Here is a 25366-nt window from a genome sequence, read left to right on the forward strand (position 1 = left end):
CCTTTCGGGCGAACCTCACGCTCCGGCATCGCATCGAATAGGAACGACATCCCTCGGCCGGCATTGTGTGCCGGGGGAGCTTGCCGCCGCGGTCAACAAGATCGATTGGAACAAGGCCGACCGGATCACCGAGCCCGGCCGCTACATGCTTCCGTTCGGATGGCTAACGGTCACGGTTGATGACGTCGCCGTCTGGCAACGATATCCGGGCGCTGCGTTCACGCTGGTCGAAGGTCCCTCGCTGTTCGATGGACCCGACGACACCGAGTATCATCTCAGCACGTTGTATCATCTCAGCACGTTCGAGCTGTCCGGCGCTCAATCCTGCTCGCCCTGCTCCGTCTCCGGCGGCGTCGCGTCCTGAAGCCGCGACACCGGCGCACGCGGCGTCAGCGTCGTGTCGAACTCGCCGGCCTCGGCGGGCGCCGGCCACCACGGGCGGTCGGTGCCGCCAGCGCGCACCGGCGTGACGGAGAAGCCGGTGCCCCGCTGCACCAGCATCAAGGCGCCCTGCTGCTGCAGGCGCTGGCGATCGATGACGGCCGCCGCGCAGGATGACGGCGCGGCGCGCGCGGTGACGATCAGCGCGGCACGGGCGCAATCATCGTCGAGCGCCTCGGCGCGCAGGGTCAAGGCGGCGAATCGGCCGTCGGCCATCGCGACCACGCAGCCCGCCTCGTCGCAGGAGACGCCATCGGCGAGCGATGAATCCGCCGGCAGCCGGGCATCGGCGTCGGCCGCGAGCCACTCCTTGGTGGCGAACACGTCCTTGCCGGTGCGCATCACATGCAGGCGTCCGTCACGGCCGCGCACCGCCACCGCGCGCCCGTCGCCGGCGATCAGGACGTCGGGCAGCGGCGTCGTGGCGGCCCACGCGGTGGCCACCACGAGCCCGACGGCGCCCGACCAACGCAGCGGTGTGCGCAGCAGGCCGATCAGGATGACGCCGAGGCTGGCCAGGATCAGCGGTCCGATGCCGAAGCCCGGGATGCGCCCGACCGCGCCGGGCAGCGCCGCCACCCAGCGCGTCACCGCGATCATCCAGTCGATGCCGAGGCCCATCAGCGTCCACCAGGGACCGTCGAGCCCGAACGGCGCCGCCAGCAGGCCGAGCAGTCCGGCGGGCATCACCAGCACCGAAACCACCGGCATCGCCGCGAGATTGGCGAGCACGCCATAGGGCGTGACGCGATGGAAGTGGAACGCGGCATAGGGCGTGGTCGCAAGCCCCGCGATCAGCGAGGCCAGCAGCAGCATCGCGAGCTCGCGGCCGCCCCACAGCGCGATGCGCTGCGTCGTGGAGCTGTCCGGCGTCGCAAACAGTTTGGGCAGGCCGAACTGCACCAGCGCGACCAGGCCGAGCGTCGCCGCGAACGACATCTGGAAGCTCGGATGCACCAGCGCTTCGGGTGCCGCGATCAGCACGATCATCGCCGCGACCGCGAGCGTGCGGAAGGTGACGGCGCGGCGATCGACCATGACCGCGATCAGCACCACGGCCGTCATGAAGAACGATCTCTGCGTCGCGACCTCCGCGCCCGACAGCAGCAGGTAGAACGCCGCCGCGACCAGCGCCGCCGCGGCCGCCCATTTCTTGATCGGATGGCTGATAGTGAGGCCGGGGATCAGCGCAAGCAGCGCGCGCACGGCGAAGAACACGACGCCGGCGACGACGGCCATGTGATAGCCTGAGATCGACAGCACGTGGCCGAGGCCGGAGACGAACATCGCATCGTTGACATCGGGCGTGATGGCGTCGCGCCGGCCGGTCAGCAGCGCGGTGGCGATGGCGCGCTCATCGCCCGTCAGGCGGGCACGGATGCGTGCGTCGATCGCATCGCGCAGACCCTGCATGGCCGCCGCATAGCCCAGGCCGAAGCCGGCGGCCTGCGGCGGCGTCGCCGTCGTGATCGCGCCCATCACGAAGCCGGAGGCGCCGATGCCCTGGAAGAACATGTCGCGCGCGAAGTCGTAGGATCCCGGCCGCACCGGGGCCATCGGCGGCAGCAGCCGCGCCTTGAGCTGCACGAAGCTGCCGACCTCGGGCGCCGTGCCCTTACGCACCGCGAGCCTGACACGCGCGATGGTGACGGCGTTGCGCGGGCTCTCCATCGACGTCACCCGCAGCACGATCCGATCGCTGCGCTCGCGGACGTCGCGCGCCTCGACGAAGCCGGACAGCGCCACGGAGTACAGCGGCCGCGCCAGCACCGGATGTGCGACACGCGCGGTCTTGATGGTCGCCGCGGCAAAGCCGCACGCTGCAGCTGCGAGCATCACGGCAACCGGAAACATCCGATGCCGCCGCATCATGATGGCGACGATGCAGAGCAGCGCCGCGGTGGTGGCGGCGATCCAGAGCACCGGCTCGTGATCGGCGGTGAAGTACAGCGCGATGCCGGCCCCGAACGCCACCGGCACCCAGGGCAGCAGCCGGCCCGCCCCGGCCTCCTCGACCGCCCAGCTCTTCAGGCGGGCGGCGAATGCCGACGACGCGCCGGCCCCGATCGCGGGCCAGCCGCCGGCCAGCGCGCCGCGCGGCGGCCAGACATCGGCCATCGCGCCCGCGATCCCGCGACGCCCTCCCGGCGGCCTGACCGGCTCCGCCATTGCCCACACCACCCGTTACTTCACGGGCATGGAGGCTAGCGAAACCACGGGGAATCCGACTAGCGGAACGGAACGAGAATCCAATCCCGGTGCCGGGAACGTCATTGGAACTTTCGGCACCGCACGGGCTTATGCGGGTATGGACCACCATGACAATGACGATCCCTTTGCCGACCTCGCGCTCGACACGGCGATCCACCTGCGCTGGACGTTGCGGGACATCAAGGCCCACCGGCTCACGCTCTCCCCCGTCGCCGACGATGATCTCTCGCTCCTCGCGGAGCGCGGCTTGGTCGAGGTCAGCGATGGCGTACCAACGCTGACCGAGGCCGGCCTCGCAGCGATCAATTGAGCTGCGGCTGCGATCCCCATCTCATCCCTTCGCGACCTCCTTCGCAAAGGTGTCGCGCAGGCCGATGGTGCGGTTGAACACGAGCTTGTCGGGCGTCGAATCCGTATCGCGGACGAAGTAGCCCTGGCGCTCGAACTGCATCGGTGCGTCCGAATTGCTCTCGGCGATCGCCGGCTCGATGAGCGCGTCGGTCAGGACCTCGAGCGAGTTGGGATTGAGATCGGCGGTGAAGTCGGCCGCATTGGGGCTCGGATTGGCGAACAGCTGGTTGTAGAGGCGGATCTCGGCGGTCAGCGACTGCGCAGCGGGCAGCCAGTGCATCGTCGCCTTGACCTTGCGTCCATCCGGCGCGTTGCCGCCCTTGGTCGCCGGATCATAGGTACAGCGCAACTCGACGATCTCGCCGGCGTCGTTCTTGATGACGTCGCGGCACTTGATGAAATAGGCGTAGCGCAGCCGCACCTCGTTGCCCGGCGACAGCCGGAAGAACTTCTTCGGCGGGTTCTCCATGAAGTCGTCCTGCTCGATATAGAGCTCGCGGCCGAAGGCGATCCTGCGCGTGCCGGCTGCGGGATCGTCGGGGTGGTTGATCGCCTCGAGCTCCTCGACCTGGCCTTCCGGATAATTCTCGATCACCACCTTCAGCGGCCGCAGCACGGCCATCCGACGCAGCGCCGTGCGGTTCAGCTCCTCACGAATGCAGAATTCGAGCATGCCGACGTCGACGATGCTGTTGGCCTTGGCGATGCCGATGCGCTTGATGAACTCGCGCACCGCAGCCGGCGGCACGCCGCGCCGCTTCAGGCCGGCGATGGTCGGCATGCGTGGATCGTTCCAGCCTGAGACATGGCCGTCCTGCACCAGCCGCGTCAGCACGCGCTTCGACAGCAGCGTGTAGGTCAGGTTGAGCCGCGCGAACTCGTACTGGTGCGGATGCGACGGCACCGGCAGCTTGTCCAGGAACCAATCGTAGAGCGGCCGGTGGTCCTCGAACTCGAGCGTGCAGATCGAGTGCGTCACGCCCTCGATCGCGTCCGACTGCCCGTGGGCGTAGTCGTAGCTCGGATAGATCTTCCAGGCGTCGCCGGTGCGCGGGTGATGGGCGTGCATGATCCGGTACAGCACGGGGTCGCGCAGGTTGATGTTGCCGGCGGCCATGTCGATCTTGGCGCGCAGCACGCGCGCGCCGTTCGGGAATTCGCCGGCCTTCATGCGCCGGAACAGGTCGAGATTCTCCTCGACCGTGCGGTCGCGGAACGGGCTGTTCTTGCCGGGCTCGGTGAGCGTGCCGCGCGACAGGCGGATCTCCTCCTGCGACTGGTCGTCGACATAGGCGAGCCCGGCCTTGATCAGCCCTTCCGCCCAATCGTAGAGCCGCTCGAAATAATCCGAAGCGAAGAACAGGTTGTCGCCCCAGTCATAGCCGAGCCAGCGCACGTCGGCCTGGATGGAATCGATATATTCCTGCTCTTCCTTGGTCGGATTGGTGTCATCGAAGCGCAGATTGCAGCGGCCGCCGAACTCCTGGGCAATGCCGAAGTTGAGACCGATCGACTTGGCATGGCCGATATGCAGGTAGCCGTTCGGCTCCGGCGGGAACCGGGTGACGATCGTCTTGTGCCTGCCGCTGTCGAGATCGGCCTGGACGATGTCGCGGATGAAGTCGCGCCCTGCCTCTGCCGTCGTCGCCGTGTCTGTCGTCGTGGTCATCAAGAATATCCTGCTCCGGAATTTGGCAGCCTATCTGCCAAATCCGCTTCCCCCAAGGAAGGCTTTAGTTATGCGATAGGCCTGCTATACACCCCCCGCCCTTCATAGCCCCTGCCTGGATTTCGTGCTGCCGCCCATGACCTCCCCGATCGTCACGCGCTTTGCCCCCTCCCCGACCGGCTTTCTCCACATCGGAGGCGCCCGGACGGCCCTGTTCAACTGGCTGTATGCGCGGGGCCGCGGCGGCAAGATGCTGCTGCGGATCGAGGACACCGACCGTGAGCGCTCGACCACCGCGGCCATCGACGCCATCCTGGACGGCCTGAAATGGCTCGAGCTCGATTGGGACGGCGAGGTCATCTACCAATATAGCCGCGCCGCGCGCCATCGCGAGGTCGCCGAGCAACTGCTCGCCAGCGGCATGGCGTATCGCTGCTATGCCACCGCCGAGGAGCTGGCCGCGATGCGCGAGAAGGCGCGCGCGGAAGGCCGCACCCGGCTCTACGACGGCATGTGGCGCGACCGCGATCCCAAGGAGGCGCCCGACGGCGTCAAGCCGACGATCCGGCTGCGCGCGCCGCTGACCGGCGAGACCGTGATCGAGGATCAGGTCCAGGGCCGCGTGGTCTGGCAGAACGAGAACCTCGACGACCTCGTGCTGCTGCGAGGCGATGGCAATCCGACCTACATGCTGGCGGTGGTCGTCGACGACCACGACATGGGCGTCACCCACGTCATCCGCGGCGACGACCATCTGATCAACGCCGCGCGCCAGAAGCAGATCTACGATGCGCTCGGCTGGACGGTGCCGTCGATGTCGCACATCCCGCTGATTCACGGGCCGGACGGCTCGAAGCTGTCGAAGCGCCACGGCGCGCTCGGCGTCGACGCCTACCGTGCGATGGGATATTTGCCGTCGGCACTGCGCAATTACCTGGTGCGGCTCGGCTGGAGCCATGGCGACCAGGAGATCTTCTCGACCGAGGAGATGATCAAGGCGTTCGACCTGCCGGCGATCGGCCGCTCGGCGGCGCGGTTCGACTTCGCCAAGCTCGAAAACCTCAACGGCCACTACATCCGCCACAGCGACGATGCGGCGCTGGTGCGCCAGTTCGAGGACGTGCTGAATTACGTGCCGAACGGCGCGGCTCTCAAGGCCAAGCTCAACGACGCCACGCGCGCGCAGCTCACTCAGGCGATGCCCAGCCTCAAGGAGCGCGCCAAGACGCTCTTGGAGCTGATCGACGGCGCCGCCTTCATCTTTGCCGACCGGCCGCTTCCGATCGACGCCAAGGCCGCCGCCCTGCTGACGCCGGACAGCCGTGCCTTGATCGGCCGGCTGCATCAGGCGCTGGCCGCTGTCGAGTCCTGGAGCGGACCGGCCACGGAAGCCGCGCTGCGTGCGTTTGCTGAAGCCAACAATCTCAAGCTGGGCGCGGTGGCGCAGCCGCTGCGCGCGGCGCTCACCGGCCGAACCACCTCACCCGGTATTTTCGACGTTCTGGCGATCCTGGGGCGTGATGAATCCTTGGGCCGTCTCGAGGACCAGACCACCTCATAAGGTCGCATTGCTCCCCATCTTGCAGCGCACAGGGCAATACGATACGCATTTGCGCGGCACCCACTGGTTTTCCCGGCTCGGACATTCTTCATACGTTGCGGCGGGCTCGTTGACGGATGTTAGGGCCGAAGGACACTAGTAAGTATAAGATTCCAGTACGGTTTCGGATTTGACCTTCGCTTAAGCTGTTGGCAGCGACAGTGACGCGAATGTCAAAGCCACCGCACTAGATAAAGTCCACCTGCCCTGCCATCTCTCAAAAAGAACAAGGGCCAAGCCTAACGATCTCATCGGGGACAAACGATGGACGCAAAATCCGCAAGCAAGACCGCGACCCTCACCGTCGGCAACAAGAATTTCGATCTTCCGATCCTGAGCGGCACCGTGGGTCCCGACGTCATCGACATCGGCAAGCTCTACGCCCAGACCGGGATGTTCACCTATGACCCCGGCTTCACCTCGACCGGCAGCTGCCAGTCCAAGATCACCTATATCGACGGCGACGCCGGCGTCCTGGAATACCGCGGCTACCCGATCGAGCAGCTCGCCGAGAAGGGCGACTTCCTGGAAACCTGCTATCTGCTGCTGTACGGGGAGCTTCCGACCAAGGCCCAGAAGCAGGATTTCGACTATCGCGTGACCCATCACACGATGGTGCACGAGCAGATGTCGCGCTTCTTCCACGGCTTCCGCCGTGACGCGCATCCGATGGCGGTCATGGTCGCTTCGGTGGGCGCGCTCGCCGCATTCTATCACGACTCCACCGACATCAACGATCCGAAGCAGCGTATGATCGCGTCGATGCGGATGATCGCGAAGATCCCGACCCTGGCGGCGATGGCCTACAAATACACCATCGGCCAGCCCTTCGTTTATCCGAAGAACTCGCTCTCCTTCGCCGAGAACTTCCTGAACATGTGCTTCGCGGTGCCGTGCGAGGAGTACAAGCCGAACCCGGTTCTCGCCGACGCGCTCGACAAGATCTTCATCCTGCACGCCGATCACGAGCAGAACGCCTCGACCTCGACGGTGCGCATCGCCGGCTCCTCGGGCGCCAACCCGTTTGCCTGCATCGCCGCCGGCATCGCCTGCCTGTGGGGTCCGGCGCATGGCGGCGCCAACGAGGCGGCGCTGAACATGCTGGCCGAGATCGGCACCGTCGACAAGATTCCGGACTTCATCGCCAAGGTGAAGGACAAGAACAGCGACGTGCGCCTGATGGGCTTCGGCCATCGCGTCTACAAGAACTACGACCCGCGCGCCAAGATCATGCAGAAGATGTGTCACGCGGTGCTCAAGGAGACGGGCCACGCCGACGATCAGATGCTCAAGGTCGCGATGGAGCTCGAGAAGATCGCGCTCAGCGATCAGTACTTCATCGAGCGCAAGCTCTATCCGAACGTCGACTTCTACTCGGGCATCACCCTGAAGGCGATGGGCTTCCCGGTGTCGATGTTCACGGTGCTGTTCGCCGTCGCCCGCACCGTCGGCTGGATCAGCCAGTGGAGCGAGATGATCGAGGATCCGCAACAGAAGATCGGCCGTCCGCGCCAGCTCTACACCGGCGTCACGACGCGCAACTATGTCGACATGGACAAGCGCGGCTGAGCCGCACCGCAGCGCAATTCCGCTCTCGAACGGCGCCGTCGATCCCGACGGCGCCGTTTCGTTTGTGAGGTCGCACCTTTCTGAGCACCTTTCTAACTCGCGGCACCAGTCGGGAGTGCATCAGGCCAGCGCCTCGAGATGAGACCTGAGCTGCTCGGCCCCATATGGCTTGGCAAGGAAGCGCGCGCCCGACGGCAATTCCGAAGGGGTCACCTGACCTGACGTCACCAGGAGCGCAACCGGGGGCCAGCGGTCCCTGATGACGGCGACCAACCGAAGGCCGTCCATCGAACCGGGCATTTGGATATCCGTGAAAACGACCGATACACGGTCACATCGCTCGAGAAGCGAAATGGCCTGATCGGCGTCAACGGCCTCGATGACTTCGAAACCGAGGTCTCTGATCATGTCGACAGCGTTGGCGCGGATCAGCCCCTCGTCCTCAACGACCAGAACTGTTTTTCTTGTGAGCCGAACGCGGGACACTCTGTCTCCTGTCCAATGTCATTCAATCGCACGACGATCATTTTGTTCCGGCGAACGTTCCGGGGCTCAATGCGTTGAACGGTGCAAATTGAAGACACGACTTGCATCCTGGATCGGGGACCAGCTCGAGCATACGATGACGACCAATCCCAACCCGGACGTCCATGCTGTCCAGCAGCTCGACGCCGTTCCCAAAATTCTGGACTCGGTGAGCAGGATCACCGGGATGGGATTCGTTGCGGTCGCGCGCGTGACCTCGGATCGATGGGTCTGTTGTGCGGTCCGCGACGACATCAATTTCGGCCTGAAAGAGGGCGGCGAGCTGCGCGTCAAGACGACGATCTGCAGCGAGGTCCGGGAGCGAGGCGAAGCTGTCGTCATCGGTGACGTCGAGACGGATCACATGTTTCGCGATCACCCGACGCCAAAGCTCTACGGCTTTCGCAGCTACATCTCCGCTCCGATCACCCTGTCCGACGGGACCATCTGGGGCACCCTGTGTGCGATCGATCCAGCGCCGCGCGAGCTGGACCGGCCCGAAATCGTCAGCACGTTTCAGCTGTTCGGGGAGTTGATCGCGGCCCAGCTGGAGCTTCATCAGCGCTTCGCGCTCAGTCAGGCCAGCCTCGGCCTCAGCGAGAAGAGCAGGTTTTCGATCGAGCAACGGCTCAAGATCACCGAGGCCGATCTGCTCGACGAGCGCCGGACCGCCGAGCTGAGAGAGCAATTCATCGGCGTTCTCGGCCATGACCTCCGCAATCCGCTGGCCTCGATCGACGCCGGAATGCGCGTGCTGCTGCGCAACCAGGACAGCGCCAGAGCGCCCGAGATCATTTCCATGATTCAGAAATCAGTCATGCGCATGGCCGGACTGGTCGACAACATCATGGATTTCGCCCGGGGGCGCCTCGGCGGCGGCCTGACGATCAAGCCCGACGCGCGGCAACCGCTGGCGCCGGTGATCGAGCAGGTCGTCTCCGAGATCCGGCTGGCCTGGCCCGACCATGAGATCGAGACCCACATCGACATCGCGGAGCCGGTCAAATGCGACCGCAGCAAGATCGGACAATTGTTCTCCAACCTGCTCGGCAATGCCATCTCCTACGGCGACAAGGACAAGCCGATCCAGGTCTCCGCAACGACGAGCGAGGGCTGTTTCGTGCTGGATGTCACCAATCACGGGCCGCCGATCTCGGACAAGGCGATGCAGAATCTGTTCAAGCCCTATATGCGCGGCGAGCGTCCAAGCCAGCATGGTCTCGGGCTTGGACTCTACATCGCTTCCGAGATTGCGCGAGCGCATGACGGCACGCTGCAGGCCACCTCGACCGAGGACAGAACGACCTTCGAATTCAAGATGCCGCTTCAGGCCTGATCAGCGCCGCCCGCTGCGCATCGTCGCCAGCACGATGTCGGCCGCGCGCACGCTCGGCGAGGCCGCGCCCGTGGACATGATCGCGTCGAGCCGATCGAATGCCTCGACCTGGCGCGCTCGTATCGGACCGTCGCCCAGGAGATCGGCGAGAACGGGCGCGAGATTGTCGGCCGTGCAGGCTTCCTGAAGGAACTCCGGAATGACGTTCTCGCCGATCACAAGATTGGCGAGAATGACCGATTGCACGTTGACGACTCGCCGGAGAATGAACGCCTCGATCTCGCCGACGCGATACGCGGTCACCATCGGCACGCCGGACAGCGCGAGCTCCAGGGTTACCGTGCCGGACTTGGCGAGCGCGGCGCGCGCGCGCCTGAAGGCTGCCCGCTTCTCGGCCTCGCCCGTGACGATCTCCGGAACGAGCGGCCAGTTTGCGACTCCGGCCCGCACCGCGGCTTCGAGATGCGGGGTGGTGGGCAGCACGGCTTCGAAGGCCAGGTTTTGGGCGCGCAGCCGCGCCAATGTCTCGCCGAACACGGCGATGTGGCGAGCGACCTCACTGCGCCGGCTGCCAGGAAGCACCAGCAGAACGGGAGGGTCGGCATCTCGGCGCGCCTGCTCTGCCGCATTGGGGCGCAGGCTGGCGAGCTGCTCGATCAGGGGATGGCCGACATAGGTGCAGGGCGGACCATTGAGCCTTCGGAACGCCTCCGGCTCGAACGGCAGCAAGCCCAGCACGTGATCGACGTAGCCGCGCATCGCGCCCGCCCGGCCCGGACGCCACGCCCATACGGTCGGTGCGACGTAGTTCACGATCGGAATCTCGGGATCGCGCGCGTGAACCCGCTTCGCCACGCGCTGGGTGAAGTCGGGACTGTCGATGATGACGAGCACGTCGGGCTGGGCCGCAACGATCGCGTCAACCGTGCCGCGGATCAGGCGGAGGATCTTGGGCAGTTGCTTCAGCACCGCCGCGAAGCCGACGATCGAGAGCTCCTCGATCGGAAACAGCGAGGCGAGCCCCTCGCGTGTCATGCCGCGGCCGCCGACGCCGGAGAATTCGACGCCGTCGCCGAGCCGCTGGCGCAGCACCTTCATCAGGCTGGCGCCGAGGCGATCCCCGGACTCTTCGGTCGCGACCAGGCAGATCCTGCGCATGGCCGCGCCTGCCAGAGGCCGCGCCGTCACGCAGTGACGCCCGTGATGAACACGCCTGCCCGATCGGCGGCAGCCACTGTCTCCTGGGGATCGGCGAGCAGCGTATAGGCGGCCGCGACGGCGACTCCGGCGAGACCCGCGGCTGAAAGCCCCTCGACGGTGCGCGGGCCGATGGTCGGCAGATCGTAGCGAAGATCCTGGCCGGCCTTGGGCGCCTTCACCAGCACGCCGCGCCCGGCCGCAGCACGAATACGGCGATCGGCACGCAGCCGCGCCACGCGGGCCAGCAGCCCGTCGGTGCCCTCGATGTCCTCGAGCGCAACGACGTGGCCGTCGATCACGACCACCGCCTGCCCGACATCGAACGGCGCCATCGCGCGCAGCACGGCGAGCCCCTTGGCGATGTCACCGGTCACCAGATCGTTGGGCCCGCTCCGCGTCAGCCGCCCTTCGGGCACGAGCAGATTGGGGGCGACGTCCTTGACGCCGATCATGTGAAAGCCGTGGCGCTCGAAGATGCGGCCAACGCCGGACAGCAGATGATCGTCGCCGCCACGAAAGGCCGACCAGATGTAGGGCAGCTCGCGCAGCGTCCCCCAATCGAAACGGATCTCCGACACCGCCGGACGAACGAGATTGCCGATGAACATCAGGTCACGGACACCCTCGGCCTTGAGCAGCTTCAAGGCGTTGCCGAGCTGGCCGAGGCCGATCCAGTGATGCCGGAAACGCGCCAGCGGCTTCGGATCGCAGATGCCCTTCAGGGCGAACAGCACCGGCGTCCGGCCGCGCGCGACGATCTCGTCGGCGACCGCAAAGGGCAGCACCCCGCCCGCGGCGATCATGCCGATCGGCGGCGTGGTCTCGGCGGCCGGCGTCCCCATCGCGCTCAAGGCTCGATCGTCGGCCTGCCGATCTCGGGCAGGCACAAGGCGCGATGTCGACCGCCGTCGATGAAGGCGAGGATCTCGGCAATGGCGGGATCCTCGCCGGCGAGCGGCCGCACCGCCGCGAGGCGGTCGGCGAACACGCCGGGACCGTGGAACAGCTTCTGGTAGAAGGCACGCACCGTGGCGAGGCGCTCGCGGGTGAACTTGCGGCGCTTCATGCCGATCACGTTGAGGCCTTCGAGGGCGGCATACTGACCGTTGGCGAGGCCATACGGAATGATATCGCCGCGCACGCCGCAGACGCCGCCGACCATCACGCCATGGCCGATGCGGGTGAACTGATGCACCGCCGAGAGACCGCCGATGTAGACGGAATCGCCGACCTCGACATGGCCGCCGAGTGTGGCCGAGGTCGCGAAGATCACGTTGTCGCCGACGACGCAATCGTGGGCGACATGGGCATTGTTCATGAAGAACCCGGCATTGCCGACCTTGGTCAGGCCGCCGCCCTTCGTGGTGCCGATGTTCATCGTCACGCCTTCGCGGAAGGTGCAGCCGGAGCCGATCTCGAGCCGATGCGGCTCGCCGCGGTAGCTAAGATCCTGCGGCGCACCGCCGAGCACGACGAAGGGCGAGATCACGTTGTCATCGCCGAGCGTGGTGTGGCCCATGATCTGGACGTGGCTGATCAGCCTGCAGTTGGCCCCGATCACGACGTTGGGGCCGACGATGCAGTAAGGACCGATCACGGTCCCCTCACCGATGACGGCGCCATCCTCGACGCGTGCGGTGGGATCGATCTTGCTCATTTCGACGCAATCAACTTTCTACCAGCCCGTCAGTCGGTCAGCATCGCGCCGACATCGGCCTCGGCGACGACGACGCCGTCGACCTTGGCATCGCCGTGGAACCACCACATCGTCTTGCGCCGGCCGATCGAGCGCATGTGGTACTCGATGGTCTGGCCCGGCAGCACCGGCTTGCGGAACTTGCACTTGTCGATGGTGAGGAAATACACCGCGCGCGGCTTTTCCGTGCCCTCGACCGACTTGATGCCGATCACGCCGGCGGTCTGGGCCATGCCCTCGATCATCAGCACGCCCGGATAGACCGGCCGCTCCGGAAAGTGCCCCTGGAAGCAGGGCTCGCCGATCGACACGTTCTTGACGCCGATGCCGCTGTAGTCGGCCCGGATGTTCTTCACGCGGTCGATCAGGAGAAATGGATAACGGTGCGGCAGCGTCTTGAGAATCTCGTTGATGTCGACGTCCGCAAACCTGATGGGTGACTCCTCCATCACTCCCGTCCCTCGTCCCTGTTCGTCGCGGTCGAATCCCGCACCAGCCGTTCCACCGCAACGATCTCGCGGAACCACTGCTTGGTCGGCTTGGCGAAGAAACCGCCCCACCGGCCGTTCGGCGGAATGTCGTCCTTGACGCCGCTCATCGCGGTCACCTGCGCACCATCGCCGATCGTCAGGTGATTGTTGATGCCAACCTTCGCCCCAAGCGCGACGTTGTCGCCGATCGTGAGACTTCCTGCCAGCCCGATCTGGGCCGCCAGCAGGCAATGCCGCCCGATTGTGACATTGTGGCCAATCTGCACCTGGTTGTCGATCTTGGTGCCTTCGCCGATGACCGTGTCGCGCAGGCTGCCCCGGTCGATCGTCGTGCCGGCGCCGACCTCGACATGGTTCTGGATCAGAACCCGCCCGGTCTGCGGCACCTTGGTGTGCCCGTCCGCGCCGAAGAAGATGAAGCCGTAGCCGTCCTGGCCGATGCTGCAGCCGGGATGGATCAGAACGTCATTGCCGATCAGCGCGCACTGAATGACGGTGCGGGCGCCGACATTGCAGTCGCGACCGATCTTGACGTGGGGGCCAATCACGGCACCCGCACCAACGATGGTCCCCGAGCCGATCTCGACATGAGCGCCGACCACCGCCGCCGGCTCGACGATGACGCCGTCCTCCAGGCGCGCGGTGGGATCGATGATGGCTTGGGGCGAGATTCCGTCGTCGCCGAACCAAGGCTGCGGCCGCAGTGCGTCGGCATGGAACTCACGCGCGAGCTGCACGAAGGCGCGGAACGGCTGATTGGCGCGAAGCACTGCGACATGGGACGGCACGCGCGCCTCGAATCGCGGACTGACCAGGCAGGCGCCCGCTTTGGTCCCGGCGAGCTGGTCGGCGTATTTGAGGTTGTCGAAGAATGCCAGATGCATCGGACCGGCCTCGTCGAGCGACGCCAGTCCCTTGACGACCTGCTCGCCGCGGGATGGGTCGACCAGGGTGGCCTTGGCGGCGGCGGCGATCGCCGCCAGGGTCGTGGGCGGCGGCGATTGGAAGAAGGTCGGCTGGGCCATTCCGTCGTACTCTCAAGACAAAAAGTCAGAGCCCGGTTCCGGTGTCCCGGAACCGAGCTCCCATCTCTTACACCGGCGGGGTTGGTCGATGCCAACCCGGATTCGATCGGCCCAGGCTCAGAACGAGGTACCGCCGCCGAACCGGAATTCCTGCGTCCGGTCGAACTGACCCTTGGTGAGCGGGATCGCGTAGTCGAAGCGCAGCGGACCGAACGGCGACGCCCACACCAGACCCACGCCGACCGAGGTCCGAACCTTGTTCTGGTCATCGAACTGCAGACCAAGGCAGGTGCCGGCGTTGTTCGGGTTGCGCGTCGGCTTGATACAGCCGGGGGTATTAACCTCGCCCGTCGCAGCCCAGGACGTCGGCCCCTGATAGCCCCACAGGCCGCCAGCGTCGGCGTAAACGGCACCCTTCAGGCCCGTCTCCTTGGGCAGGAACCAGAACGGCATCTGCAGTTCGAGCGAAGCGCCCCAGTACTTGGTGCCGCCCAGCGCGTCCTGCGTGCCGAACGGATTGATATCGCGCGGACCAATGCCGTTCGGAGCGAAGCCACGAACCAGGTTCGGACCCATCTGGAAGTGATCGAGCATGCGCAGCTGCGTATTGCCGATCTTGTTCAGGATGCCGCCCTGGAGGTGGACGATGCTGACGATGTCCGACACCAGCGGGGTGAAGTACTTCGCATCGAACGCGGTCTTCAGGTACGACACGTCGCCGCCGACGCCCGCGAAGTCCTGCTTGAAGTCGACCAAGAGGCCGTCGGTCGGGTTCTTGTTGTTGTCGAGCGTGTTGTAGTTCAGCGTGTAGCCGAGTGCCGAGGTCAGCGTCGCGCCGTTCGCCAGTTCCTGGCGGACAGGCAGCGAGGCCTCACCGTTGGCGAAGCAGCCCAGGCCGTTGTTGCCGGTCGGATCGACTCCGCCCAAACCACCCTGGGCCGTCGGCGTGTTGATGAACGCCGGAGTCGGGCTGAACGGCACGAAGCGGTTGCCGATCATGCTTCCGGCCGCGACGTTGTTACAGTCCGACAGCGTCGCCGGCAGCGAGATCTCCTGACGGTAGATCGAGTAGCGCAGTTGCAGCGACAGGTCTTCACGCAACTGGAAGCCGAGGCGCGGGCTGAAGCCGAGCGTCTTGGTGCCGTAGGAGATGAAGTTGTTGGCGAGCTGCTGGCGCTGGTAGAGGTCGAGGCCCAGCGCGACCCGGTAGTCGAGCAGATACGGCTCGACGAAGGACAGCGAGTAGCCGCGGGCGAACTGGCCGTAGGTCACCGACGCCTTGGCGAACAGGCCGCGGCCGAGGAAGTTGCGCTCGGAGATCGAGACCTCGGCAAGCGCACCGTCTGTGGTCGAATAACCGCCGGAGATCGAGAAGTCGCCGGTCGACTTCTCTTCCAGGATGACGTTCAGGACCACGCGGTCGCTCGAAGAGCCCGGCTCGGTCACGATCTTCACGTCCTTGAAGAAGTCGAGGTTCTTAAGGCGGCGCTCGGCACGGTCGACCAGGGCGCGATTGTAGGCGTCGCCCTCGGAGATGTCGAACTCGCGGCGAATGACGTAGTCACGGGTGCGGGTGTTGCCGCGAATGTTGATGCGCTCGATATAGGTGCGCGGGCCCTCGTCGACGGCGAACACGACCGACACGGTGTGGGCCTCGAAGTTGCGATCGCCGCGCGGACGGACCACCGCGAACGCGTAGCCGCGCCGCGAGGCCTCGATCTGCATTTCCTCGACCGACTTCTCGATGTTCTCGACGTTGTAGAGCGAACCGACGCTGACGCGCGAATAGCCCCGCAGCGTGGTGGCGTCGAGCGTTGCGATCGACGACTGGAAGTCGACCGAACCGACCCGGTACTGCTGGCCTTCCTCGATCTTGAAGGTCACGAGGAAGCCCTTGCGCTCCGGATCGTACTCGCTGAGCGCAGCCACGACCTGTACGTCGGCATAGCCGTTCTTCAGATAGAAGCGGCGAATGAGGTCGCGGTCGGCCTCGACACGGTCCGGATCGTAGACGTCGCCCGAGCCGAGGAAGCTCAGGAGGTTGGTCTCGCGGGTCTTGATGACGTCCTTGAGGCGATAGGACGAGAAGGCGTTGTTGCCGACGAACTCGATCGACTTCACGCCGGTCTTGGCACCTTCCTCGACCGTGAAGATCAGGTCGACGCGGTTGTTCGGCTGCTCGATCATTTCCGGCGTGACGCGCACGTCGTAACGGCCCGAGCGGCGGTAAATCTCCGCGATGCGCTGGGCGTCGGACTGCACCATCGGACGCGACAGCGTGCCGCGCGGCTTCGACTGCACTTCCGCCTGGAGCTGCTCGTCCTTGACCTTCTTGTTGCCCTCGAACGCGACGCGGCCGATCACCGGGTTCTCGACGACCGTGACGATCAGGCGCCCACCCTGGCGATTGATCTTCACGTCGGAGAACAGGCCGGTCTCGATCAGCGCCTTGAGGCCGTCGTCGACCCGGCCGGCGTCGAGCGTCCCGCCGGGGCCTGGCTTGAAGTACGAGCGGATGGTCTCCAGCTCGACGCGGCGGTTACCGACCACTTCGATCGAGTTGACCGTCTGAGCCGCAGCTGGCGACGAAAGAACCACGCTCGCCAGCGGCAAAGCCACCGGTCCGGCGAACATGATAAAGGCGGCCGCCAAGCCCCCCCGCACCCGCAATCCGAACTTCATGCGCTACGCGCCCTTATATTCCGTTGCCGGTTCCGTACCCCTACGAACCCGACAGATTCCCATTTGTCGTTCGCTTGTAGCCAATTTGGACCCGACGGCAAACGCCGGATCTCTCTGAATTTTCAAATTCGTTTCAAAACGTTGCCCAACGGCCACGTCGTAAAAAAGCCGCGCTCAGGACCCGGCGAGGTGAAGGATATCGTTATAGGTTGCAAAGACCATGAGCATGAGGACCAGCCCGAGGCCGATTCGGAACCCCATCTCCTGCGCCCGCTCGGACAGCGGCCGGCCGCGGACGGCCTCGACCCCATAGAATAACAGGTGCCCGCCATCGAGCAGCGGAACCGGGAACAGGTTCAGGAGCCCGATCGAGACCGAAAGCGTCGCGCACAGTTGCACAACGAACTGGAAGCCGAGGCTGGCCGCCTGCCCCGAGAGTTGTGCGATTCGGATCGGTCCACCGACATCGCCAGCACTCCCGGCGCCCGCGAACAGCGAGGCGATGAACTTGAAGGTCGTGGAGATGATGAACCAGACCTGCTCGAAGCCGATCTTGATCGATTCGAGGAACCCGACCGGGATCGACCGCGATTCGTCCGGCTTGGCGTTGTACTGGATGCCGAGCACGCCGATGCGGTGGCTGTTGCCGAACAGGTCCTTGACCTCCTTCAGCGCCGGCGTCGCCTTCAGGGTGAGTTCCGTGCCGTCACGCTTGATCAGGAAGGACAATTCCGTGCCTGCGCTGACCGAGACGACCCGCTGCATGTCGGCGAAGGTCTCGATCGCGCGGCCATCGATGGCGGCGATGACGTCACCGTCCTTGAAGCCGGCGGCGGCCGCGACGCTGTCCGGCTGCACCGCATCGACCCGCGGGGTCGTGTTCGGCTTGCCGAAATACAGCGCCATGCCGGCGAAGATGATGACCGCCAGGATGAAGTTGGCGATCGGGCCGGCCGCGACGATCGCAGCGCGCTGGCCGACGGTCTTGTGGTGGAAGCTGTCGGCGCGCTCCTCGGCCGTCATCTTGGCGAGCGCCTCGGCCGACGGCGTCGAGGCCTCGGATTCGTCGCCGAAGAACTTCACGTAGCCACCGAGCGGGATCGCCGAGATCTTCCAGCGGGTGTTGTGGCGGTCGTTGAAACCGATCAGTTCTGGGCCAAATCCGAGCGAAAACGTCAACACCTTCACGCCGGCCCAGCGCGCGATCAGGAAATGGCCGAGCTCATGGAAGAACACCACGATCGTCAGCACGAACAGGAACGGGACGATGTAGCCGAGAAGGCCATGGCTCAACGTATTGAAGATATGGTGGAAAAATTCCGACATCGATGACCTTCCCGATGGGCCAGAGGCCCGTCCAACCCTTTAAGATGCTTTTGCGGCGATTTGAGGCAAGAGGCCGGAGGCCCTTTTTCGCGCGTCATGGTCAATGGCGATGGCGTCGTCCGCCGAGGTCAACGGTGCCAGATTACCTGATCGGGTCCACGCTTCGAGGGTCGCCTCGACCAGTCGGGCAATGGCACCGAACCGGATATGACCAGCGATGAAGGCCGCGACGGCGACTTCGTTGGCCGCATTGAACACCGTCGTCGCGCCGCGCCCCGTGCGCAGCGAATCGTAGGCCAGCCGCAGACCGGGGAACCGCTCGAAGTCCGGCGCCTCGAAAGTCAGGGTGCCGATCTTGGCGAGATCGAGCCGGGCCGACGGGCCCTTGATGCGCTCCGGCCAGCCGAGGCAGTGGGCGATCGGAATGCGCATGTCCGGCGCGCCGAGCTGCGCCACCACCGAACGGTCGGAGAACTCGACCATGCCGTGGACGATCGACTGCGGATGCACCAGGACGTCGATCTCGTCGGGCGAAAGCGCGAACAGGTAGGACGCCTCGATCACCTCGAGGCCCTTGTTCATCATCGAAGCCGAATCGATCGTGATCTTCTGGCCCATGCTCCAGTTCGGATGCTTCAGCGCCTGTGCCAAGGTCGCCTGCTCGATGTCATCAGCCGCCCAGGTGCGGAACGGACCGCCGGAGGCGGTGATGATCACCCGCACCAGCTCCTCGCGATTGCCCGAGGACAGCGCCTGGAACAGCGCGTTGTGTTCCGAATCGGCCGGCAGGATGCAGGCGCCGGCCCGGGCGGCCCGCTCCATGAAGAAGTCGCCGGCACAGACCAGGCATTCCTTGTTGGCGAGCGCCACGGTCGCGCCGCGGTCGACCGCGGCGAGCGCCGGCTTGAGGCCGGCGGCGCCGGAGACGGCGGCCATGACCCAGTCGGCGGGCCGGGCTGCCGCCTCGATGATGGCGCTCTCCCCTGCCCCGCATTCGATCCCGGTGCCCGCCAGTGCGTCACGCAGCTCATCGAGCCCCGCCGGATCGGCCACCGCGACGAAGCGCGGGCTGAACTCCCGGGCCAGCTTCACCAGGCCCTGGACGTTGCTGTTGCCGGTCAGCGCCTCGACCCGGTAGCGCTCCGGCGCGCCGCGCACGAGATCCATGGTCGAATCGCCGATCGAGCCGGTGGCGCCGAGCACGGTGACGCTGCGCACCTCCGCGATACCGGCCTTGTTGTTCCGCAATGGCACTGCGCTCATGTTCTCACCAAAACATTATCGACCGGTCAGCCGCGCTGCCGATCACCAAACCAGAAGACCGCGGCCGACGCCATCGAGGCCGCCGCGCAGCAAACCGAGCAATGCGGCGACAACGATTGCCGCGACATAGCCGTCCAGGCGATCCATTAGGCCGCCATGGCCGGGAATGATGTGACTGGAGTCCTTGACCCCGAAGTGCCGCTTCACCGCAGATTCGAGCAGGTCGCCGAGCTGCGAGACCACCGACAGCACTGCTGCCAGCACGAGAATCGTCACCAGTCCGCCGGCGCCCGCCAACGACCAGCCGGCCGCGGCAGCAAGGCTGGCCGCGAAGCCGCCGATCGCGCCGGCCCAGGTCTTGTTCGGGCTGACCCGCGGCGCGAGCTTCGGCCCGCCGATGCTGCGGCCCGCAACGTAGCCGCCGATGTCGCTGGCCCACACGACCAGAAACACCAGCACCAGCGCATGCCATCCCTCGGCGGCATCGAAGCGCACCAGCACCGAGCCGAGCTCGGCAGCGGCGGCGTAGGCGAAGCCGGCGGCCGCCCAGGCGCGGCGTCCCGCATCAGCCAGCGCCGTGACCACGACGAGGCCAAGGGCGAGCACGACGACGGCGAAGTCGATCAGGCCGAATGCGCAGCAAATGCCGGCAACGCCGATGGCCAGGGCTCCGGCCGTGCCGACGCTGGCCTTGCGGACCTCGCCCACCACCATCAGCCATTCGAGATACAGGCCGACCGCGACCACCGTGACCAGTGCGGTCCAGAATACGCCGCCGGCATAGGCGGCGCCGAGCGCCAGCGGCACCAGCACCAGCGCCGCCGCAACCCGCATCACCAGATTGCTGGGCGCAGCCTGCTTCGGCTGCCCGCCGGCGTCTCCCACGGCTGCGGTGTCCGGTTTGGTCACGAGGCGGTTTTCGCCACGAGGCCGCCGAAGCGGCGTTCACGCCGGCCGAACTCGGCGATGGCGCCTTCGAGTGCGGCCTTGTCGAAATCGGGCCAATGGATCGGCACGAACACCAGCTCGCTATAGGCCGCCTGCCACATCAGGAAGTTCGACAGCCGCTGCTCGCCGCTGGTGCGGATGATGAGATCGGGATCGGGAACATCGGGCGCATCGAGATGGGCACCGATCGCGTCGGCATCGATTGAGGCCGGATCGCGCCGGCCCTCGGCGACCTCGCGCGCCAGAAGCTGGGCCGCGCGCGCGATCTCCTGGCGCGAGCCGTAGTTGAAGGCGACCACCAGCGTCAGCTTGGTGTTGCCCCGGGTCAGCTCCTCGGCCTCGCTCAGGAGCGCGCAGATGTCGGGCTCGAGCCCGTCGCGCTCACCGATCACCCTGACGCGCACACCGTCGCGATGCAGGGTTGCGAGATCGTTGCGGATGAAGCGGCGCAGCAGGCCGAACAGATCGCCGATCTCGCTCGCCGGGCGTGACCAGTTCTCGGACGAAAACGAGAAGATGGTGAGATAGCGAATGCCGAGCTCAGGCGCGGCGCGCACCACGCGGCGCAGCGCCTCGACGCCGCGGCGATGCCCTTCCGCTCGCGGCAGCCCGCGCGCCGCAGCCCAGCGACCGTTGCCATCCATGATGATGGCAACGTGGGCCGGGCCGTCGGAGCGTTCCGGCGCCTCCGTCACGGGGGCCGCGGCATTGGACATCAAAAACATCCTTCAGACGGTGAGGATTTCCTTTTCCTTCGCCGCCAGCAGCTGGTCGATCTCCGAGATCACGCTGTCGGTCGCCTTCTGCACGTCGGCAGCGAGGCGCTCCTGATCGTCCTCGGACATCTCGTGATTCTTCTCGAGCTTCTTGAGGGTATCGAGACCGTCGCGGCGGACATGGCGGACAGCGACGCGCGCGGCCTCGGCATATTTGTGCGCGACCTTCACCAGCTCCTTGCGGCGCTCCTGGTTGAGCTCGGGAATGCGAAGCCGGATCACCTGACCTTCGGTCGCCGGCGACAGGCCGAGATTGGAATCCACGATCGCCTTCTCGACCGCCTTCACCATCGATTTGTCCCAGACCTGCACCGACAGCAGACGCGGTTCGGGCACGGAGACGGTGGCGAGCTGGTTGAGCGGCATGTGCGAGCCATACGCCTCGACCTGGACCGGCTCCACCATCGACGCCGAGGCGCGGCCGGTGCGCAGGCCGCCGAGCTCGTGCTTCAGCGCCTGGGTCGCGCCCTGCATGCGGCGCTTCAGTTCGTTGAGATCGAAATTGCCCGTGGACATCACGCTTTCCTTTCTGCAACCCGGTCGCTGCGGCCGTTCTGCCGGGCCTTGGAGGGCCAGCGGCCGGACTCGCGCAACTCCCGGACGAATTCCTGTTTCGCTTACGCTTCTACCGCAGGCTGGGGATCGGTCCAACACCGGCTGCCGACGGTTCCGGGCTCACCCCGCGACGATGGTGCCGCGCCCTTCGCCCCGCAGCATCGCACCGATCGAGCCGGGTTCGGCAATGGAGAAGACAATGATAGGCAGCGATGTTTCCCGGGCAAGCGCGAATGCAGTCGCGTCCATGACCTTGTAGCCGCCCTCGATGGCCTGCGAATGGGTCAGACGGTCGAAGCGCTTGGCAGCCGGATCCTTCTTGGGATCGGCACTATAGACGCCGTCGACATTGGTGGCCTTCAGCACGGCCTGCGCGCCGATCTCGGCCGCCCGCAACACCGCTGTGGTGTCCGTCGTAAAATACGGATTGCCGGTGCCGCCCCCGAGCACCACGATGCGCCCTTCGGCCAGCGACTTGTGCGCTGCAGCGCGCGTGAACAGCTCACAAACCTCCGGCATCACGAAGGCCGAGAGCGCCTGCGCCGGGGTACCCTTGCGCTGAATCGCGGCTTCGAGCGCCAGGCAGTTCATGACGGTCGCGAGCATGCCCATCGTGTCGCCGGTCGGGCGCGATACGCCCTGCGACGAGACCTCCACCCCGCGCACCATGTTGCCGCCGCCGACGACGACGGCAATCTCGACGCCCAGCTTCTGAGCCGCAATGAGGTCGTCGGCGATGCGGTCGATGGTCGGCTGGTCGATGCCGAAGGAATGAGGGCCCGCGAGATATTCGCCGGACAGCTTGACCACGACGCGACGATAGACCGGCTCAGCCATGTGCCAATGCTTCCCTGTCTCGCGCGTTGGGATCCGGCGCACGCATGCGCCGGATCGAACCAGGTTCAGTCGTTACTTCTTGCCGCTGGCGGCGGCGACTTCGGCAGCGAAGTCGGTCTCTTCCTTCTCGATGCCCTCGCCGAGGGCATAGCGGACGAAACCGGCGACCTTGATCGGACCACCGACCTTGCCTTCGGCTTCCTTCAGCGCCTGCGCGACCGACTTGCCGCTGTCGTGGATGAAGGCCTGCTCAAGCAGGGTGACTTCCTTGTAGTAGGTCTTCAGGCCGGACTCGACGATCTTCTCGATCACGTTTTCCGGCTTGCCCTGCTGACGATATTTGTCGGCGAGCACGTCCTTCTCGCGCTTGACGAGTTCCGGATCGAGACCGGCCGCATCGATCGCCTGCGGATTGGCCGCGGCGACATGCATCGCGAGCTGGCGGCCGAGCACGGCGAGCTCGTCGGTCTTGCCGGGCGACTCCAGCGCCACGATCACGCCGAGCTTGCCGGCCCCCTCGATGACGGCGCCATGGACGTAGCTCGACACGACGCCCTGGCTCACTTCGAGCGAAGCCGCACGCCGCAGCGTCTGGTTCTCACCGATCGTGGCGATCGAATCGGCAATCGCGGCCTCGACCGTGATGCTGCCCACCTTGGCGGCCTTGATCTTCTCCACGTCGGCGCCGACGTCGAGCGCGACCTGGGCGATCATCTTGACCAGGCCCTGGAAGTGCTCGTTGCGGGCGACGAAGTCGGTCTCGGAGTTGACCTCGACGACCACGCCCTTCTTGCCCGAGGTCAGCGCGCCGATCAGGCCCTCGGCCGCAACGCGACCGGCCTTCTTGGCGGCCTTCGACAGGCCTTTCTTGCGCAGCCAATCCTGCGCGGCCTGCATGTCGCCGCCGTTCTCGGTGAGCGCGGCCTTGCAGTCCATCATGCCCGCGCCGGTCGACTCGCGCAGGTCCTTCACCATCGCTGCGGTGATGTTAGCCATTGTTGAACGTCCTTTTGCCTGTCCAAAGCGCGACGCAGCGGATGGCTGGTCGCCGCCCGCTGCCAGGAAAAACCTATCTCAGTCGCGATGGCCGGCGCGAGACGCCGGCCAGATTCTCTTGCGTCGTCTTAGGCGTCGGCGAGCGACTTGGCCTGGGCAACCCAGGCATCGGCCCGGCTCGGCAGACCCACTTCTTCGCCGATCTGGTGCGCCGTGTCGTGATCGAGCTCGGCGAGCTGCCAGTAGTGGAAGATGCCGAGGTCGTTCAGCTTCTTCTCGACGGCCCCCGAAACGCCGGTGAGCTTCTTGAGATCGTCGGCGGTGCCACGCGGACCGGGCAGCCCCTGGAACTTCGAGGCGACCGATGCTGCCGGAAGCTCTTCCTCCAGCGGCGCGGCGGAAGCCCCGACGTCGATCCCGAGCTCGCCCTGCGCCCGCGAGATGCCGTCGATCGCGGCACGCGCGATCAGGTCGCAATACAGCGAGATCGCACGGCCCGCATCGTCATTGCCCGGCACGACATAGGTGATGCCCTTCGGGTCGCAATTGGTATCGACGATCGCGGCAACCGGGATCTTGAGGCGCTGGGCCTCCTGGATCGCGATGTCTTCCTTGTTGGTGTCGATCACGAAGATCATGTCGGGCAGACCGCCCATGTCCTTGATGCCGCCGAGCGAGCGATCGAGCTTGTCGCGCTCGCGCTGCAGGGTCAGCCGCTCCTTCTTGGTGTAGGAGTTGGCTTCGCCAGAGGACAGCACCTCGTCGAGATGACGCAGGCGCTTGATCGAGGCCGAGATCGTCTTCCAGTTGGTCAGCGTACCGCCGAGCCAGCGCGAATTGACGAAATACTGCGCGCAACGCTTGGCCGCATCGGCCACGTTGTCCTGCGCCTGGCGCTTGGTGCCGACGAACAGGATGCGGCCGCCCTTGGCGACGGTGTCGCTGACAGCCTGCAGCGCCGTGTGCAGCAGCGGCACGGTCTGGGCGAGATCGATGATGTGGATGTTGTTGCGGGCTCCGAAAATGAAATCGGCCATTTTCGGATTCCAGCGGTGAGACTGGTGACCAAAGTGCACGCCAGCTTCGAGCAGCTGGCGCATCGTGAATTCAGGTAGCGCCATTGGATATTCTCCGGTTGATTCCTCCGGAAACGCGTGAGCAAAGACAGACCGTTAAGGCCCGGCTTGCCACCGGACGCCCTCTAGGAGAGCCAAGTTTCCGTGTGAGATGGCGCGCTATATAGCCGGATTTTGGCGCAACGCAAGGAAAATGGGCCTATTCGGCCTGCAGAAGCTCCGCCAGCGCCGCCCTCGCCTGCCCTTCCTGGAGCGGAACGAAGTCGACCGGGCCCTTGTTGTCGGCGCCCGACGAGGCCGCCGCCATCACGCCCATGCCCAGCAGGCCAAATGCCATGCCGCCGCCCTGCATGGCCCTGGACCGATCGCTGGGCCTGATCGAGAAGAAATAGGTCCGCCCCGGTTCGGTATTGAAATCGAGCACCGAGTCGCCCGGGAACAGGGTCTGGGTGGCGACGAGGTGGTGCGGACCGGCCGGCCGGTCGAGGTAGACGTAGGTACCGGGGATCAGGCGGCTCAGCGCGACGCCATCGACCTTGGCGTCGCAAGTGGTCCTGTCGAGCCAGGCATCCTTCAAACTCATGATGACGATGCTGGAGTGTCCGGAACGCGGCGCCCCGATCTTCTGTGACACCACCGCATACTCGGTGCCTTCTTTGCCTGTTAGGCATCCTGATACCAGAAATGCCGCTCCCAATCCCAGCAGCGCCCGCCTGTTCATTGCCCCCTCCCCGTAAAAACCCGGATAGAGGCTATGATGGGAACCGGGGAACTTTCAATCTGCTGGAGCAAA

General features: G+C 65.7%; 23 protein-coding genes. 5 read left to right on the forward strand and 18 right to left on the reverse strand.

Annotated features, from left to right (window positions below; translation table 11 throughout):
* The first annotated feature begins 145 nt into the window (after positions 1-145).
* On the forward strand, positions 146-364 hold the full coding sequence (locus tag QW868_RS01430) for a hypothetical protein (RefSeq protein ID WP_316229803.1): 219 nt from the start codon (positions 146-148) through the stop codon (positions 362-364).
* On the opposite strand, the gene QW868_RS01435 is transcribed toward QW868_RS01430, so the two are convergent.
* Positions 319-2610, reverse strand: coding sequence for a ComEC/Rec2 family competence protein (locus QW868_RS01435; protein ID WP_316229759.1), 2292 nt, complete (start codon positions 2608-2610; stop codon positions 319-321). The genes QW868_RS01430 and QW868_RS01435 overlap by 46 nt on opposite strands.
* A gap of 139 nt (positions 2611-2749) precedes the next feature.
* On the opposite strand from QW868_RS01435, the gene QW868_RS01440 reads away from it, so the two are divergent.
* Positions 2750-2962 carry a hypothetical protein gene (locus QW868_RS01440; RefSeq protein ID WP_315738219.1) on the forward strand — a complete coding sequence of 71 codons (213 nt, stop codon included), beginning with the start codon at positions 2750-2752 and terminating at the stop codon, positions 2960-2962.
* A gap of 21 nt (positions 2963-2983) precedes the next feature.
* Here QW868_RS01440 and QW868_RS01445 read toward each other — a convergent pair whose 3' ends face one another.
* The gene (locus tag QW868_RS01445; RefSeq protein WP_316229760.1) at positions 2984-4672 is read right to left on the reverse strand and encodes a glutamine--tRNA ligase/YqeY domain fusion protein; all 1689 of its coding nucleotides are present in this window, start codon (positions 4670-4672) and stop codon (positions 2984-2986) included.
* Between the two features lie 136 nt (positions 4673-4808).
* On the opposite strand from QW868_RS01445, the gene gltX reads away from it, so the two are divergent.
* Positions 4809-6233, forward strand: a complete 1425-nt coding sequence (gene gltX, locus QW868_RS01450; RefSeq protein ID WP_316229761.1) for a glutamate--tRNA ligase — start codon at positions 4809-4811, stop codon at positions 6231-6233.
* 303 nt (positions 6234-6536) lie between these two features.
* Positions 6537-7841, forward strand: a complete 1305-nt coding sequence (gltA, locus tag QW868_RS01455; RefSeq protein ID WP_315738222.1) for a citrate synthase — start codon at positions 6537-6539, stop codon at positions 7839-7841.
* A gap of 120 nt (positions 7842-7961) precedes the next feature.
* Here gltA and QW868_RS01460 read toward each other — a convergent pair whose 3' ends face one another.
* Complete coding sequence (locus QW868_RS01460; RefSeq protein ID WP_316229762.1) at positions 7962-8327, reverse strand: response regulator; 366 nt, start codon at positions 8325-8327, stop codon at positions 7962-7964.
* Between the two features lie 136 nt (positions 8328-8463).
* Here QW868_RS01460 and QW868_RS01465 point away from each other — a divergent pair, with 136 nt between their 5' ends.
* Complete coding sequence (locus tag QW868_RS01465) at positions 8464-9702, forward strand: GAF domain-containing sensor histidine kinase (RefSeq protein WP_316160044.1); 1239 nt, start codon at positions 8464-8466, stop codon at positions 9700-9702.
* Here QW868_RS01465 and lpxB read toward each other — a convergent pair whose 3' ends face one another.
* The 15 genes from lpxB to QW868_RS01540 all read right to left on the reverse strand — a co-directional run bounded on the left by lpxB (position 9703) and on the right by QW868_RS01540 (position 25294).
* On the reverse strand, positions 9703-10860 hold the full coding sequence (gene lpxB / locus QW868_RS01470; protein WP_315738225.1) for a lipid-A-disaccharide synthase: 1158 nt from the start codon (positions 10858-10860) through the stop codon (positions 9703-9705).
* Positions 10861-10886: 26 nt separating this feature from the next.
* The gene (locus tag QW868_RS01475; RefSeq protein ID WP_315738319.1) at positions 10887-11744 is read right to left on the reverse strand and encodes an LpxI family protein; all 858 of its coding nucleotides are present in this window, start codon (positions 11742-11744) and stop codon (positions 10887-10889) included.
* A 5-nt stretch (positions 11745-11749) separates the two neighbouring features.
* Positions 11750-12559, reverse strand: a complete 810-nt coding sequence (gene lpxA, locus QW868_RS01480; RefSeq protein ID WP_316229763.1) for an acyl-ACP--UDP-N-acetylglucosamine O-acyltransferase — start codon at positions 12557-12559, stop codon at positions 11750-11752.
* A gap of 29 nt (positions 12560-12588) precedes the next feature.
* Positions 12589-13047 (reverse strand): 3-hydroxyacyl-ACP dehydratase FabZ, encoded by a 459-nt coding sequence (fabZ, locus tag QW868_RS01485; RefSeq protein WP_284418776.1) that lies wholly within the window; start codon positions 13045-13047, stop codon positions 12589-12591.
* Positions 13047-14114: a UDP-3-O-(3-hydroxymyristoyl)glucosamine N-acyltransferase gene (lpxD, locus tag QW868_RS01490; RefSeq protein ID WP_316229764.1), complete on the reverse strand. Its 1068-nt coding sequence runs from the start codon at positions 14112-14114 to the stop codon at positions 13047-13049. Before lpxD ends, fabZ begins: the two co-directional genes overlap by 1 nt.
* 117 nt (positions 14115-14231) lie before the next feature.
* Positions 14232-16796 carry an outer membrane protein assembly factor BamA gene (gene bamA / locus QW868_RS01495; RefSeq protein WP_316229765.1) on the reverse strand — a complete coding sequence of 855 codons (2565 nt, stop codon included), beginning with the start codon at positions 16794-16796 and terminating at the stop codon, positions 14232-14234.
* A gap of 174 nt (positions 16797-16970) precedes the next feature.
* On the reverse strand, positions 16971-18122 hold the full coding sequence (rseP, locus tag QW868_RS01500) for an RIP metalloprotease RseP (RefSeq protein ID WP_315738229.1): 1152 nt from the start codon (positions 18120-18122) through the stop codon (positions 16971-16973).
* A 39-nt stretch (positions 18123-18161) separates the two neighbouring features.
* Complete coding sequence (gene dxr / locus QW868_RS01505; protein ID WP_316229766.1) at positions 18162-19385, reverse strand: 1-deoxy-D-xylulose-5-phosphate reductoisomerase; 1224 nt, start codon at positions 19383-19385, stop codon at positions 18162-18164.
* Between the two features lie 42 nt (positions 19386-19427).
* Positions 19428-20294 carry a phosphatidate cytidylyltransferase gene (locus QW868_RS01510; RefSeq protein ID WP_316229767.1) on the reverse strand — a complete coding sequence of 289 codons (867 nt, stop codon included), beginning with the start codon at positions 20292-20294 and terminating at the stop codon, positions 19428-19430.
* A complete protein-coding gene (locus QW868_RS01515; protein ID WP_316229768.1) occupies positions 20291-21049 on the reverse strand; it encodes an isoprenyl transferase in 759 nt (252 codons plus the stop codon). The genes QW868_RS01510 and QW868_RS01515 overlap by 4 nt, the downstream gene beginning before the upstream one ends.
* A gap of 12 nt (positions 21050-21061) precedes the next feature.
* On the reverse strand, positions 21062-21625 hold the full coding sequence (frr, locus tag QW868_RS01520; protein WP_315738233.1) for a ribosome recycling factor: 564 nt from the start codon (positions 21623-21625) through the stop codon (positions 21062-21064).
* Positions 21626-21784: 159 nt separating this feature from the next.
* Positions 21785-22501 carry a UMP kinase gene (pyrH, locus tag QW868_RS01525; protein ID WP_315738234.1) on the reverse strand — a complete coding sequence of 239 codons (717 nt, stop codon included), beginning with the start codon at positions 22499-22501 and terminating at the stop codon, positions 21785-21787.
* Between the two features lie 72 nt (positions 22502-22573).
* The gene (tsf, locus tag QW868_RS01530; RefSeq protein WP_315711597.1) at positions 22574-23497 is read right to left on the reverse strand and encodes a translation elongation factor Ts; all 924 of its coding nucleotides are present in this window, start codon (positions 23495-23497) and stop codon (positions 22574-22576) included.
* A gap of 128 nt (positions 23498-23625) precedes the next feature.
* Positions 23626-24618, reverse strand: a complete 993-nt coding sequence (locus QW868_RS01535) for a 30S ribosomal protein S2 (protein ID WP_315738235.1) — start codon at positions 24616-24618, stop codon at positions 23626-23628.
* A 154-nt stretch (positions 24619-24772) separates the two neighbouring features.
* Positions 24773-25294 (reverse strand): hypothetical protein, encoded by a 522-nt coding sequence (locus QW868_RS01540; protein ID WP_316229769.1) that lies wholly within the window; start codon positions 25292-25294, stop codon positions 24773-24775.
* Between the last annotated feature and the right edge of the window lie 72 nt (positions 25295-25366).

The organism is Bradyrhizobium sp. SZCCHNR1051 (assembly GCF_032489615.1).
Taxonomy (GTDB): Bacteria; Pseudomonadota; Alphaproteobacteria; order Rhizobiales; family Xanthobacteraceae; genus Bradyrhizobium.